11 protein-coding genes and 1 pseudogene are annotated in these 14,423 nt (G+C 38.4%); 3 read left to right on the top strand and 9 right to left on the bottom strand.

The features are described from left to right. From G3567_RS13605 to G3567_RS12705, 5 genes and pseudogenes are all read right to left on the bottom strand, one after another. A partial coding sequence (locus tag G3567_RS13605) for a YDG domain-containing protein (protein WP_394351410.1) occupies positions 1-2,217 on the bottom strand: 2,217 nt, incomplete at its 3' end. A gap of 2 nt (positions 2,218-2,219) precedes the next feature. Next, positions 2,220-2,922: pseudogene (locus tag G3567_RS13600) on the bottom strand (hypothetical protein); the annotation flags it as partial. A gap of 41 nt (positions 2,923-2,963) precedes the next feature. After that, on the bottom strand, positions 2,964-5,297 hold a 2,334-nt coding region (locus tag G3567_RS12715; RefSeq protein WP_205521234.1), incomplete at its 3' end, for a putative Ig domain-containing protein. Between the two features lie 500 nt (positions 5,298-5,797). Further along, the gene (locus G3567_RS12710; protein ID WP_164005692.1) at positions 5,798-6,466 is read right to left on the bottom strand and encodes a response regulator transcription factor; all 669 of its coding nucleotides are present in this window, start codon (positions 6,464-6,466) and stop codon (positions 5,798-5,800) included. Next, entirely contained in the window at positions 6,459-9,482 is a 3,024-nt protein-coding gene (locus tag G3567_RS12705) for a histidine kinase dimerization/phosphoacceptor domain -containing protein (protein WP_164005691.1), read from the bottom strand. The genes G3567_RS12710 and G3567_RS12705 overlap by 8 nt, the downstream gene beginning before the upstream one ends. Between G3567_RS12705 and G3567_RS12700 the strand changes: the two genes are divergently transcribed. After that, positions 9,440-9,931, top strand: coding sequence for an NAD(P)-dependent oxidoreductase (locus tag G3567_RS12700; protein ID WP_164005690.1), 492 nt, complete (start codon positions 9,440-9,442; stop codon positions 9,929-9,931). The two genes, G3567_RS12705 and G3567_RS12700, sit on opposite strands and share 43 nt — an antisense overlap. Positions 9,932-9,938: 7 nt before the next feature. Here the strand turns inward: G3567_RS12700 and G3567_RS12695 are convergent, their stop codons facing one another. The 4 genes from G3567_RS12695 to G3567_RS12680 are packed head-to-tail and all read right to left on the bottom strand — an operon-like array spanning position 9,939 to position 12,736. Continuing rightward, complete coding sequence (locus G3567_RS12695) at positions 9,939-10,883, bottom strand: L,D-transpeptidase (protein ID WP_317164183.1); 945 nt, start codon at positions 10,881-10,883, stop codon at positions 9,939-9,941. Next, positions 10,880-11,617 carry a peroxiredoxin gene (locus G3567_RS12690; RefSeq protein WP_164005689.1) on the bottom strand — a complete coding sequence of 246 codons (738 nt, stop codon included), beginning with the start codon at positions 11,615-11,617 and terminating at the stop codon, positions 10,880-10,882. Before G3567_RS12690 ends, G3567_RS12695 begins: the two co-directional genes overlap by 4 nt. A 5-nt stretch (positions 11,618-11,622) precedes the next feature. Further along, positions 11,623-11,892: a heavy-metal-associated domain-containing protein gene (locus tag G3567_RS12685; protein ID WP_164005688.1), complete on the bottom strand. Its 270-nt coding sequence runs from the start codon at positions 11,890-11,892 to the stop codon at positions 11,623-11,625. A gap of 52 nt (positions 11,893-11,944) precedes the next feature. After that, the gene (locus G3567_RS12680; RefSeq protein ID WP_164005687.1) at positions 11,945-12,736 is read right to left on the bottom strand and encodes a patatin-like phospholipase family protein; all 792 of its coding nucleotides are present in this window, start codon (positions 12,734-12,736) and stop codon (positions 11,945-11,947) included. A 142-nt stretch (positions 12,737-12,878) separates the two neighbouring features. Here G3567_RS12680 and G3567_RS12675 point away from each other — a divergent pair, with 142 nt between their 5' ends. Then, complete coding sequence (locus tag G3567_RS12675) at positions 12,879-13,661, top strand: MlaE family ABC transporter permease (protein WP_164005686.1); 783 nt, start codon at positions 12,879-12,881, stop codon at positions 13,659-13,661. Next, positions 13,658-14,419: an ABC transporter ATP-binding protein gene (locus tag G3567_RS12670; RefSeq protein ID WP_164005685.1), complete on the top strand. Its 762-nt coding sequence runs from the start codon at positions 13,658-13,660 to the stop codon at positions 14,417-14,419. The genes G3567_RS12675 and G3567_RS12670 overlap by 4 nt, the downstream gene beginning before the upstream one ends. Positions 14,420-14,423: the final 4 nt, after the last annotated feature.

The following is a 14,423-nucleotide window of genomic DNA, read 5'->3' as shown; positions in this document are numbered from 1 at the left end:
ATGGTTCAGACTAGCGTTTACATTTTTCACAGTTCCATCAAAGGTGAAGGTTTGTACCGCATTTGCAGTAATCACCGCTTCTGCCTTGTTGATGGCCAGTGTTGCATTCAGCACGGCCGTGGTGTAATTCGGTCTTGCTACCGTTGCCGTAACTGTATAGGTCCCTGCATCGATCTGATTGTTATTGGTGTAGGTTACTGTAGCATCAGATGCCTGACCGGTTACTACCAGTGATTTGACCAACCCATCATAGGTAAAGCTGTTGTCAGCAAATACCAATCCGGTTTGTGTAGCCGGAGTGACCACCAAATCACCTGCGACATAAGTCAAGGAATAATTTGTAGCATCAAATCCGTTAGAACCTGTTTGTGATGAGATTATTAACTCATCTGCATAGGTTCCTATATCTGCTGTCGTACTCGCAGCAACACCAGTGGCTGATGACATACTAACCACATCGATCAATTCTCCATTGGGCAATACGCTATCGCCATTTAAATCGGTTACCGTAAAAGCGGTGTTGTCCAGCGTTAAAGCAGTGCCGTAGACTTTACTTTGCGTTTGCGCGGTGATCGTAATAGGTCGTGCAGTTATATCAGCAGAGAAAACTGGCTGTGTCAAGGTATACTTACCTGCATCAGCACCAGATAGTGAAAAGCCAGTAGTACTAATGGCAATTGCAGTTCCTACATTAGCATTAACAAAGGTATAGACTGGTGTACCTGTAAGTGTTACCTCATCACCGGGTTGAACATTTGATGATAGGACTGCTGTACCTGTAACACTTGCTACTGTACTTCCATCATAAGGCTTATTGGTTGCTGCAAGTCCTATGACATTTAATGTTGCTGGAGCATCTACGAAAATTTCAGATGTTAATCCGACATTGTTTAATGTTAAGTCAGCATCATTGCCAGCGGCATCTCTTAGTGTACCTCCATTGGCAGCTAAAGTACCTACAGCAATACCATCCGTATCGATGTCCCCTACCTGTACCGTATATCTAAACGCTAAGGCTGCAGTACCTGAACCACTTTGATAAACCGCCTGACGCGTATCCGTTCCTATAGTAATGCCCAATTGTGGGGAGCCAGAGGCCGTATCTACAGTAACATTTTCATTGAAATTCACCGTGAAATCTAAATTTTGTCCAGCAGTATAGGTTGCATTTGTAGGAACAGAAACACTAGTAATTACAGGTGGAGTAATGTCATTGACGGTAATCGTAAAACTTTGATTGACGACTCCTCCACTACCATCACTGGCTTCTAATACCACCTGGTGATCTCCTACCTCTGAACTTGTAGGTGTTCCTGCTACCGATGTATTTTGTTCAATTAAACGAATCCGATGATTACTTGCATCTGCCACATAGACAGTACCCGAAGCATCAACAGCAACCCCATAGGGAAATCTAAATTGAGCAGAGCTACCTGTGCCGTCTGCAAAACCACTTACGCCACTTCCTGCCAGGGTGCTTACCACTCCTGCCGGGGTAACTTTACGAATACGATGGTTATTAGCATCTGCTACATAAACATTACCAGAAGCATCAACGGCGACCCCAGTTGGAGTTCTAAATTGTGCTGAGCTACCCGTGCCGTCTGCAAAACCACTTACGCCACTTCCTGCCAGGGTGCTTACCACTCCTGCCGGGGTAACTTTACGAATACGAAGGTTAGCTCGATCCCCTACATAGACATTACCAGAAGCATCAACAGCAACCCCAAATGGATCTCTAAATTGTGCTGAGCTACCTGTACCGTCTGCAAAACCCGCAACACCACTTCCTGCTAACGTACTTACCTCCCCAGCTGCAGTGATTTTACGAATACGATGATTACTCTGATCTGCTACATAGACAGTGCCTGAAGCATCAATAGCAACCCCAGTTGGGCGGTTAAATTGTGCTGAGCTACCTGTGCCGTCTGCAAAACCTCTGGTACTTCCTGCCAGGGTGCTTACCTCTCCTGCAGGGGTAATTTTACGAATACGATGGTTACCATAATCTGCTACATAGACAGTGCCTGAAGCATCAATAGCAACCCCAGTTGGGCGGGTAAATTGTGCTGAGCTATCTGTGCCGTCTGCAAAACCTCTGGTACATCCTGCCAGGGTGCTTACCACTCCTGCAGGGGTAATTATACGAATACGATGGTTACCATTATCTGCTACATAGACATTACCTGAAGCATCAACAGCAACCCCAAGTGGAATGNCAGTTGGGTTGGCAAATTGTGCTGAGATACCTGTACCGTCTGCGAAACCATATGTGCTTCCTGCCAGGGTGCTTACCGCTCCTGCCGGGGTAATTTTACGAATACGATGGTTATTAGCATCTGCTACATAGACAGTGCCTGAAGCATCAACAGCAACCCCAATTGGGTAATTAAATTGTGCTGAGCTACCTGTGCCGTCTGCAAAACCTTGAGTACTTCCTGCCAGGGTGCTTACCACTCCTGCCGGGGTAGTTTTACGAATACGATGGTTATTAAAATCTGCAACATAGACATTACCTGAAGCATCAACGGCAACCCCATATGGTTTACTAAATTGTGCTGAGCTACCTGTGCCGTCTGCAAAACCCGATGTGCTTCCTGCCAGGGTGCTTACCACTCCTGCCGGGGTAGTTTTACGAATACGATGGTTATTAAAATCTGCAACATAGACATTACCTGAAGCATCAACGGCAACCCCATATGGTTTACTAAATTGTGCTGAGCTACCTGTGCCGTCTGCAAAACCTTGAGTACTTCCTGCCAGGGTGCTTACCACTCCTGCCGGGGTAGTTTTACGAATACGATGGTTATTATAATCTGCAACATAGACAGTACCTGACGCATCAACGGCAACCCCATATGGTTTACTAAATTGTGCTGAGCGACCTGTGCCGTCTGCAAAACCCGATGTGCTTCCTGCCAGGGTACTTACAGCTACTCCACTGTTTAAACTTAACCAGGAANATTATTAAATTGTGCTGAGCTACCTGTGCCGTCTGCAAAACCCAATGTGCTTCCTGCCAGAGTGCTTACAGCTACTCCACTGTTAAAACTTAACCAGGAGGGTAAGGTGGTGGCAGAGACGCTGACCTCATCTCCATCTGCATCGTTAGTGGTGACGTTGTAGGAGTAGGAATCTCCTTCATTTACTGATGTAACAGGCGTTGATGTAAAAGTAGGAGCCGTGTTTAATGTAGTTATATCTATTTTTGAAGGAGTTGCCTGTAGATTACCTGCAGCGTCTTCTGCTACCACGTATACATCATAAAGCGTATTTCCTGTCAAACCGGTAACACTGACAGTCGTGCTGAAATCAGCTGAACTTACTACTTCGTTACCGCTGGTTACAGCCGTTGCCCCGCCGGAGGCGGTACCTGCTTTTACTTCTGCAGCCGTTGGTGCCGTTGCGCCATCGGCTAACACCACATAATACGCCGTTCCTGCTTCATCAAGATCAACAGCAAGTGTAAAGCCGGATTGAGTGATTGAGGATGAAGCTGGGGTACTGTTCTCAAATACAGGGGGAGTAATGTCATTTACAGTGACCGTAAAACTTTGTGTTACCGTACCTCCATTACCATCACTGGCTTCTAATACCACCTGGTGATCTCCTACCTCTGTACTTGTAGGTGTTCCTGTTAACACATTTTGTGAAATTAAACGAATACGATGGTTAAAGGCGTCTGCTACATATACAGTTCCCGAAGCATCAACAGCAACCCCATACGGAGTATTAAATTGCGCTGAGCTAGCTGTGCCGTCTGAAAAACCACTTACACCACTTCCTGCCAGCATGCTTACCACTCCTGTAGGTGTGATTTTACGAATACGGTGATTACCCCGATCAGAAACATATACATTACCGGAAGCATCAACAGCAACCCCAGTTGGAGATCTAAATTGTGCTGAGCTTCCTTCACCGTCTGCAAAACCTTGAGTACTTCCTGCCAGGGTGCTTACCACTCCTGTCGGGGTAATTTTACGTATACGATGGTTATTAAAATCCGCTACATAGACATTACCCGAAGCATCAACAGCAACCCCAAATGGGTCATTAAATTGTGCTGAGCTACCGGTACCGTCTGCAAAACCCGAAATACCACTTCCTGCTAAAGTACTTACTACCCCTGCCGGTGTAATTTTACGAATACGTTGGTTAGAATAATCTGCTACATATACATTACCCGAAGCATCAACAGCAACCCCATGTGGATTATTAAATTGTGCTGAGCTACCTGTGCCGTCTGCAAAACCATGAGTACTTCCTGCCAGGGTGCTTACCACTCCTGCCGGGGTAATTTTGCGAATCCGATGGTTACCATAATCTGCTACATAGACATTACCTGAAGCATCAACAGCAACCCGAACTGGTAGGTTAAATAGTGCTGAGCCACCTGTGCCGTCTGCAAAACCTTGAGTACTTCCTGCCAGGGTGCTTACCACTCCTGCCGGGGTAATTGTGCGAATCCGATGGTTACCATAATCTGCTACATAGACATTACCTGAAGCATCAACAGCAACCCGAACTGGTAGGTTAAATTGTGCTGAGCCACCTGTGCCGTCTGCAAAACCTTGAGTACTTCCTGCCAGGGTGCTTACCACTCCTGCCGGGGTAATTTTGCGAATCCGATGGTTACCATAATCTGCTACATAGACATTACCTGAAGCATCAACAGCAACCCGAACTGGTAGGTTAAATAGTGCTGAGCCACCTGTGCCGTCTGCAAAACCTTGAGTACTTCCTGCCAGGGTGCTTACTACTCCTGCCGGGGTAATTTTACGAATACGATGGTTACCATAATCTGCTACATAGACATTACCTGAAGCATCAACAGCAACCCGAACTGGTAGGTTAAATTGTGCTGAGCCACCTGTGCCGTCTGCAAAACCGTGAGTACTTCCTGCCAGGGTGCTTACTACTCCTGCCGGGGTTATTTTACGAATACGATGGTTACCATAATCTGCTACATAGACATTGCCTGAAGCATCAACGGCGACCCCAAGTGGAAGGCTAAATTGTGCTGAGCTAGCTGTGCCGTCTGCGAAGCCAGAAGCACCACTTCCTGCAAAGGTACTTACAACTTTACCACTTGTAAAACTTAACCAGAAGGGTAAGGTGGTGGCAGAGACGCTGACCTCATCTCCATCTGCATCGTTAGTGGTGACATTGTAGGAGTAGGGATCTCCTTCATTTACTGATGTAATAGGTGTTGATGTAAAAGTAGGAGCTGTGTTTGTTTGAGAGAAGATGGATAAGCTCATTAAAAGCATCCCAAGTGTTGTGTAGATTTTTTTCATAGGTATGATTATTTTTAACATTGCTGAAGTATCAATACACGTATTTATCGATTCAATTCGCATTTTAAGAGTAAAACTAAGAAATAGCGTATTTTGATTATAAAAAATGTCGTGAACCACTACTTTTTTGTCGTGAACGGATTTTTTTAAGAATTGTTGAAAGGCATACGCGATTGATATGCATCACTGTAAGAAATTTGAAGTTGGGTACATCACTGCGACAAAAGATCCATGACCTGCATACCAAAGAGACGAACTGGTCATATGTGATAGCTGTTTATCTCTCTTTTGAGGTATTTCATTCATCTATTGAAAAGCCATCGCCATATAGTTGGGGCAATGCATGATTTACTTAAAACACAAACAGGGAATGTTAACCATTTTTGAAAAAGCGGATTACCTAAATCCTAAAACAGCCTATAAATGACTAGGTCTGGACAGTAAAATCTTTATTTTTTCTGACTCCGCTTATTTGCCGAGGGGCAAATCATTGCTTTTCTTTAAGCTATTCTCTTCTTAACTTCCTTGGAAAATGATTTTGAAATGGGAATGCTAATGTTGTCTATGATAATCTCTTTAGCATAAAACCCAGTGAGATGGTCCAGGTTCACAACATAGGAACGATGTACCTGAATAAAAGAATCGGAATTGATTTTACCCAAAAAATCAGTGATACTGGATCGCACTATTTTTTGTGAATCCTTCAAATAGAGTATGAGATACTGATCTTCTTTTTTTGCATATAAAATATCCTTACCTTGAATCACAATTTTCTTGTTACGGTCTTTAACGATTACCTGTGGAACACTACCTATTTTATCAACTGCTAATTCCAGTGCGATAAACAGGTCATTTGCCTTGAAAGGTTTGACTATGTAACCCGCAGCTTTTGTGGATATCGCCTTTTTTATGGTTGTAGTATCGCTAAATGCTGTGAGATAAATAACAGGTATCTTCAGTTGATCTCCCAACCATATTCCTGTTTTCGCACCCTTCACTTTAATATCCAAAATCGCAATATCAGGTTGTAATACTTTAATCTCTTTAAATGCAGTTTCTGCATCAGACGACATTCCACACACGTTAAACTTTAATTTTTGAACCGCTTCCTTTAATAACTCTTGGGTTACTATTTCGTCTTCTAATATATATACGTTGAATCTAGCCATTGATTGGAAAAAACATGGTTAAATGAAAATGATTATCTTTCTTAATGCTTAATCTTCCTTTGAGTTGTTTGTTCATCATAGTTATGATTCTCATGCCCATGGTGTTGGCATTATTGTTTTCTGTTTTAAAATCACCGTTGTCAAAATATTCAAATGCATACACGTTTTTGTTTTTATGAAAACGTATGGTAATTTTTGGATGATCAATTCTTTCAAACGCATGTTTGTTAGAGTTACTGATCAACTCGTTGAATAAAATGGAAAAAGGAGTTAGCTGATCAATACCCATAATCGAAGAATCGATATCCACTTCGTATTCAATGCTAAATAAAAATAATTTTTTATAATAGGTTATAATACGTTCCACGTTTTCTTTTACTGCCACGTTGTTTTCATTATCAGTGTGATAGAGCAATTCGTGAATACCCGCTATGGACTCTATCCTTCCCTGGCTATTTTCTAAAACACTTTTTAAAAATTTATCGTCGCTACCAGCCATTTGCAACTCTAAAAACCCTGAAACGATTTGAAGATTATTTTTAATCCGGTGATGTATTTCTAACATCATATTATTTTTTACCATCGCTTCATTCAATGCCAGTTCGTTTTTTGCAAATAAGTCTTGTTTGATTTTGTACTGATTGAACAAATAGATCAGAACCCCTATAATCGTGAACACTATTAAGCTAATGAACCACCAGGTTTTATAAAACACCTGTTCAGAGATGACAGTGAGTTCCAAGGTTTCTCCTAATTTAGTATTAGAACTGTCTAAGGCTTCAAGTTGCAGGGTGTACTTGCCCGGTGCAAGGTTAGCATACAACAATTCCTTACCAGGAAAAGTGGCGTACCATTCAGATTCAATTCCTTCATTGAGTAAACGAAATCGATAATTTACATCCTGAGGGTTTAAGCTTTCAAAAACGGACGTATTGACAGAAAACCTTCTGTATTCTGATGGCAGAACGATTTCTTTAGTGTTGTTTAAAAATTGAGGCGACGTATTTATTTCCCACCTATTTTTTTCACTGTTAAAAAATGATATAGAGCTAAACCTGGGTTGCACATCAATCCTTTTTTTGCTCAATTTTCTCAGATTGAAAAAACTTAGCCCGTTAGAACTCCCCATAAAAATATTCCCATGCGAATCTTTATAAGTGCTGTACTGGTTTCCTTCAAGTTCATAAAGTCCATCTTTTAAACCATACCTCAGTATTTTTTTGGTAGCCGGGTTAAAGGAAACAATACCGACATGAGTATTAAGCCACAAATTGTTATTGTCATCTTCAACCATGCCTACAATAGCGGCATTGAAGTAATCGTCATAAATAAAGTCCAGTTTTTTGGTGGTTGTGTTGAATCCATACAATTCACCCTGTTTGGAGGATACCAGAACACCATAATTATCCGAATAATGGATGGATAGCAAGTTTTTAGCATCCTCGTTTTCAAAGCTATGTATTTGGACTCTGCCATTTCTATATTCAAAAAGGCCTTGCGATGAAGTGGCATAGAGGGTTTCACCATCCGTTGCAAACTCTTTCACTTGAAAGGTGTTGCTATTTGGAATTTTAGTGTGTTTATTTTCGTTAATGCTGTATTTATAAATAAAATCACCTTGACCTGTTGTAAAAATGGTATCCTTAATTTTGATCATTTCTTCAGCTGCAATGTCCAGCATCTTATCCTGTGAAATATCAAAACTTGAATTCAAGGTGAATAAAGAATTGAGATTCCCTATGAGCATGTTATCGTATTCTATAACTATATCACGTGCATGATTGATGGAGAAGTCTTTCTCATGTAATGAAAAATTTATTTTTTGGGCTGTGTCAGCTTCTACATCGATTAGATAAAACCCATCCTCATCGGAGGAAACCATATAGGTGCTTTCATGAAGCTGTTGAATGGCTCTGACACTTTTGCCCTTAAGAAAGGTTTTGACCTTAGTGTTGTTAAAAATATAGACTGATAATTTTTCATCATTGAGTATGACCAGATCTTTGCCTAATTTTTTATAAGCCGTTGTAGAGAAATTCTTATACTCTAGTGTTGTATGGAGCTTGGGTTTAAAACTAGTGAAGTTATAAAGTTTGAACTCACTGTAGTCACCCACGTTTTTCTTTGTATAAGCTTTGGTAAAATCGGTATTGAATACTAGATCTCGATTTAATTGATGATACTCACCTGTTTTTGGCACTTCTATAAACTGCCCATTCTGGTATTTAAAAACATTTTCATAATCCTCCAGATAATAGTAATACTGATTATTGACTTCCAAGAAATTTTGGATGTCACTGGGATAAAAATGTGCTCCATCTTTAGTGATAAAATCACTTTTAGACAGTTTCTTTTTAATTTTACCCTGGGAATCCAGAAGCAATAATTCTTTGTTGAATGATAACTTTACGATAGAGAATTGATCTGTAGAACTAACCTCAGAAAGAAGAGGCTGTTCCACAGGACCGTTAAACGATAATGAGTCTATGAACTTTAATTGCAGGTCATCAATTTCCGCACTATACAATTTATTTTTTGAGGTAATCAACAGTCTTGTTGTATCGCCTGTTTCGTATTCTTTAGAAATGATAAATTCCTTTTTCAACGTATTATAAGCGTCAACAGGCGAGAATTTCAAAGTCTGAGTATCTATATGATATATCTTTGCGCTAGAAGCTTTATAGAATAATTTTAGATACAGTCCTTTTTCATGCTTAAAAAAAAGACCGTCCTTAATTTTTTCATCTGAAGTATTTGGGATGTTTAAAGTGAAAAAATTAGCACCATCAAACCGCTGAATAATAATCCTCTTATCGCCAAAAAGGTTAGGATTAGACTCTCTGCTTTCTCCCAAAATCCAAAGCCATCCGTCCCTATCATATTTGGCATCAAACGGATTAGATATCAAATATCCATCTCTATAGGTAAAGGTGCTTGTGTTAAGAACTACAGAAGCTTCCTGCTGTGCAAACAATGTTGTGCCGTATAAAAAAAGAAAAAGGAATAAGGGTTTCAAAAGAACAGTATTATGAGTGTCCAATAATCAAATGTAAAAAAACATTCCTCAACTTAGAACAAATCATTTCTCATTGGTTTGATGAATTTAGAAAAACGATCGATTTAATTGATGAAATGAAAGATGGTATTATCACCATTAATACCGCTAGAGGTTGTGGGATCAATACTGAAGCTGTCATCGCTGGCCTTAAAAGTAAAAAAATAGGTGCTTTAGGTATTGATGTGTATGAAAATGAAAAAGGTGTTTTCTTCAAAGACCGTTCACAAGATATACCAAACGATGACAACTTAATGCTTTTAAATACTTTGCCAAATGTGTTGAAAACTGGGCATCATGCCTTTCTTACAGACGAAGCATTGACTAATATTGCAGAAACTACTATTTATAATTTAGATTGTTACGAAGCTGGAAAAGCAACAGAAAATGAGCTAACTGAAATTGACTAATTAACGATTAGTTCTTTTTAGTGAATTCATAAATATCTTTTAATCTAATCGTATCACCTCGGTCATTAACTACACTTAAATTGTACCGAATCTGTGTCTCGGTGTTAATCGGCGCATAATAATAAATAACCCAAGCATCGGCTTCTTTAGTTCCAATACAACCATTGGAATATGCCTTACCTAAAGTTATTGGGTTTGTTGTTGGATGAATGAGCTGTCCGTGGCGTAGTCCGTTCAATTCTGTTTCTATAAAAGGGATTTGAGGCAATTTGGTCACTTTCCCATCATCTCTTTTGGTTACAAAGTATTCGTGGTTATTGACCGGATTCACATATCTTGGGTTACGAACATGGCTAATAATAGAACCCTTTCCAGTTTTTGTTTTTAAATCCTGAATTCTTCCAGACATTTTTAAATATTTCTTTTCATTTGTTCCTACGCGTATAGGAAATTCAAAAAGTTTGATTGAGTCCTCATAAATACGAAGTTTAAACTCTGGAATATTGATATCTATTAATGTGTTTTGAAACCTATCTGATATTTTTTTTGCTTGAATAGAGTTTGGAATAACAAGTGTATTTCCCATAGGCAACGCTATCATCTTTTTTTGATTGTACACAAAAGAATCTTTTGCCATCATCCTATAATAATCGGTATTTTGAAGCGTATCTATAATCCAAGGATTGGCTCTTACCAATACATGTTCGTTCAAATCATAAGGTGTTAAATGCTGATATTTTTCAACGATAGAATCTAAATAGTTGAAGTAATTCTCTATTAAAACCTTTTTCTTTACAAATACTTTTTTTACAGAATTAGATTTTGAAAATACTTCAGTATTTACCAGTTTTGAAGACAGATTTAGAGCTTCATCTTTTGGACAGCAAAGTTTAAGGGTAAACAATAAAATGATAGCCATGCCTATAATGAAAAACGTTATAAGTTTTTTCACTTTGCAAGAAGTTTAGGTTTTTTAAGAATCTTATCTAACACGTCTTTCTTATCTAATGGTTTGGTACAAAAGAACCAATCTTTACAGTTTAATTCATCTGTAGATGTCATCCGTTCTTCTGCAACACCACAAGAACCTGCTGGTGAAATAATTACATCATCACCAGGATTCCAATCGGCAGGTGTAGCCACTTCAAATTTATCAGATGTTTGCATTGCGATTAAAGCGCGATAGATTTCATCAAAATTTCTACCAAGACTTAAAGGATAATAAATAATCGCTCTGATCATGCCTTTAGGGTCAATAAAAAACACAGCTCTTACTGCATGTGTTTTACTTTCACCAGGCTGTATCATACCATATTTTTTGGCGACTTCCATGGTAATGTCTTCAATTAATGGAAACTTGACTTCAATATTTTGCATTCCATTAAATTCAATTTTTTCCTTAATTGTTCGCAACCATGCAATATGGCTGTATAAACCGTCTATTGAAAGTCCAACCAATTTGCAATTGGCTTTATCAAACTTATCTTCGAGATGAGCAAAAGTTATAAACTCACTTGTACAAACAGGTGTAAAATCTGCTGGGTGGCTAAATAAGATAACCCATTCTCCTTTATAATCTGAAGGAAAATTAATATCGCCTTGTGTAGTTACTGCCTTAAATTCTGGTGCTTTATCACCAATTCTTGGCATTGCTATTATTTGCTCATGTTCTTGTAGTGTTTCCATAATTTTTATTTTTTAATTCTTCCTATAGCACAACTTATATAAGACTGCGCTTTTGTTTTCAATTCATTATCTGCTCCAACAATCGGGTAACCAATGCCCGAAAGCACATGTTTTACGCTTTCAAAATCATGCTTGGTATGGTAATCAAATGATACGGTTTCATCATCTTGATTAACCTCTGCTTCACTGATATTTTTGACTTCAGAAAGTCTGTTAATAATGGTGTTTTCACAACCACCACATTTTAAGTTTTGTATATGAACCGTAGTTCTCATATTGATTTCTAATAAAATTAGGGTTAGAGAAGCTATTTAGGAATGATAAGTATCAGTTTTGAGCGAATTTATTAGGAAATTTTAGTTTAAGCGATATATCATTTTTGAGTGCTTTTATGGTTGCGCTGTAACCTATATTAAATATGTCGTTAAGGTACTTTTTATCAAACGTGCCATACTTGCCTAATGCTTTTGGCACAATTACTAAATCACAATGCTTAAATTTTTTATAATCTTCTTTAACTGATTTTAATTTGAACGTACGCTCCACAACATTATGAAAATGTTTTAAATCCTTAATACTAATAGCATCATAACCATTAACGTAGCTACCAATGATGATATCGCATTTTGGCTTCAATACACTAATAGGAAAATTATTAAGTACACCACCATCTATATAAAAAGAATCTTCAATTTTTACAGGTGCAAAAAAGCCTGGGAAAGCTGCAGATGCCAGAATGGGTTTTATAAGTTCTCCTTCGCTAAAGGTTTTAAGGTTTCCTTTTAAAATATCTGTAGCAGTAATGGTTAATGATTTCTTAAGTGCGCTAAAATTATCGTCTTTTAAAAGAGCACTAAATTGAGGATAAAACTTTTCGGCATCAATAATACCTGGTTTTCCTAGTGCATATTTTTTAAAATCCAATAACTGAAAGGTTTTAAAGAATTTAAACATAGTTTCCCAATCATACCCATAAGCGTACAATGCACCAACAATAGCTCCTGCACTCGCTCCAGAAATATGGGTTGGAAAAATACCGTGTTCCTCTAAAGCCTTAATAACACCTATGTGTGCAGCTCCTCGCATACCTCCTCCAGATAACACCAAGCCAATATTCATTATTTAAGATGTATTATATGATGTTTAAAATTAGTTTGAAAAAGTTTCCTATAAAATGATTTATATCAGTCTGTTGATATGATTTATATCATTTTATAAAACTTATCATTCCAATACATTTGGTTATACTATAAAATAAAGTATGTCAGGTATTTCGAAAATTAAAGACCGATTAAAGGCGTTCTTAATTGAACTAGGCGACTTGTCGTATTTTACAGGTCGCTTTTTCAGGGAAGTATTTAAGCGTCCTTTTGAAATAAAAGAATTGCTGGGCCAATGCTATAATATGGGCAATCGTTCCTTATTATTAGTTGGTATAACTTGTTTCATAATAGGTTTGGTATTGGATTTGCAAACACGTCCCACATTGATGGAATTTGGTGCGGTATCTTGGATGCCATCCATGGTTAGTATTTCTATAGTTAGAGAAATTGGGCCAATTATTACTGCTTTGGTCTGCGCTGGTAGGATTGGCTCTGGCATTGGTGCCGAATTGGGTTCGATGCGGGTAACTGAACAAATTGATGCCATGGAAGTTTCTGGCACAAATCCTTTTAAATACCTTGTAGTTACTCGTGTATTGGCAGTAACATTAATGTTACCACTATTGGTAATTATTGGTGATGCCATTGCACTCTTTGGTTCTTTTTTAGTTGAAAATCTAAAAGGGAACGTGTCATTTACACTTTATTTTAATCAGGTTTTTGATTCCATTGAATTTGGTGATATCATTCCAGCCATCATCAAATCTTCCTTTTTTGGATTGGCCATCGGCATAGTAGGCTGTTATAAAGGCTATTACTGTGCTAAAGGTACTGAGGGTGTTGGTAAAGCTGCCAATTCTGCTGTAGTGGTAAGCTCATTATTGTTATTTATCATCGACTTTATTGCTGTTTTTGTAACGGATATTTTTTATGATTTATGAATGACAAACAAAACATATCACATTCAGAAATAGTGCTTCAAATTAAGGATTTGCACAAAAGCTTTGGTGATAACCATGTGCTCAAAGGATTTAACATGTCATTATATCAAGGTGAAAATTTAGTTATTATAGGAAAATCCGGTTCAGGAAAATCTGTAATGATAAAATGTTTGGTAGGCTTAATGGAAGCCGATAGTGGTTCGATTACCGTTATGAAAAATGACATTACCAAATTAACACAAGAAGCTTTAGATATTTTGAGAGCAGATATCGGATTCCTGTTTCAAGGTAGCGCCTTGTACGATTCAATGACGGTTCGCGAAAATTTAGAATTCCCTTTAAGGCGCCACTCTAAAAAATTTTCTAAAAACGCTGATACGGAAGCACTTGTATTGGAAGCTTTAACCAGCGTTGGTTTGGCTCACGCTATAGATTTAATGCCTTCAGAATTATCTGGTGGAATGAAACGTCGTGTGGCTTTGGCTAGAACGCTCATTCTACAACCAAAGATTATCCTCTATGATGAACCTACAAGTGGATTAGACCCAATTACAGCAAAGGAAATCATCATACTTATGCAAGACATTCAGAAAAAATATAACACATCATCCCTCATTATTACACATGATATGGATTGTGCGCGTGTCATTTCAGATAGAATGTTATTGCTCATTGATGGTATCGATTATGCTGTTGGTTCATTTGCAACATTATCAGCTTCTAAAGACCCAAAGATTAGAGCCTTTTTTAAAAACTAATAAA

The sequence above is a fragment of the Psychroflexus aurantiacus genome, from assembly GCF_010820555.1.
GTDB classification, from domain to species: Bacteria; Bacteroidota; Bacteroidia; order Flavobacteriales; family Flavobacteriaceae; genus Psychroflexus; species Psychroflexus aurantiacus.
Note: the sequence above shows the minus strand (reverse complement) of the source record. Positions and strands in the feature narration are given on the sequence as shown.

Excerpts from the sequence above, each read along its gene's own strand:
- G3567_RS12710 (WP_164005692.1), bottom strand. The coding sequence starts at position 6,466 with ATGGCTAGATTCAACGTATATATATTAGAAGACGAAATAGTAACCCAA.
- G3567_RS12700 (WP_164005690.1), top strand. The coding sequence starts at position 9,440 with ATGTTGTGCCGTATAAAAAAAGAAAAAGGAATAAGGGTTTCAAAAGAA.
- G3567_RS12680 (WP_164005687.1), bottom strand. The coding sequence starts at position 12,736 with ATGAATATTGGCTTGGTGTTATCTGGAGGAGGTATGCGAGGAGCTGCA.
- G3567_RS12690 (WP_164005689.1), bottom strand. The coding sequence starts at position 11,617 with ATGGAAACACTACAAGAACATGAGCAAATAATAGCAATGCCAAGAATT.
- G3567_RS12685 (WP_164005688.1), bottom strand. The coding sequence starts at position 11,892 with ATGAGAACTACGGTTCATATACAAAACTTAAAATGTGGTGGTTGTGAA.
- G3567_RS12675 (WP_164005686.1), top strand. The coding sequence starts at position 12,879 with ATGTCAGGTATTTCGAAAATTAAAGACCGATTAAAGGCGTTCTTAATT.
- G3567_RS12670 (WP_164005685.1), top strand. The coding sequence starts at position 13,658 with ATGAATGACAAACAAAACATATCACATTCAGAAATAGTGCTTCAAATT.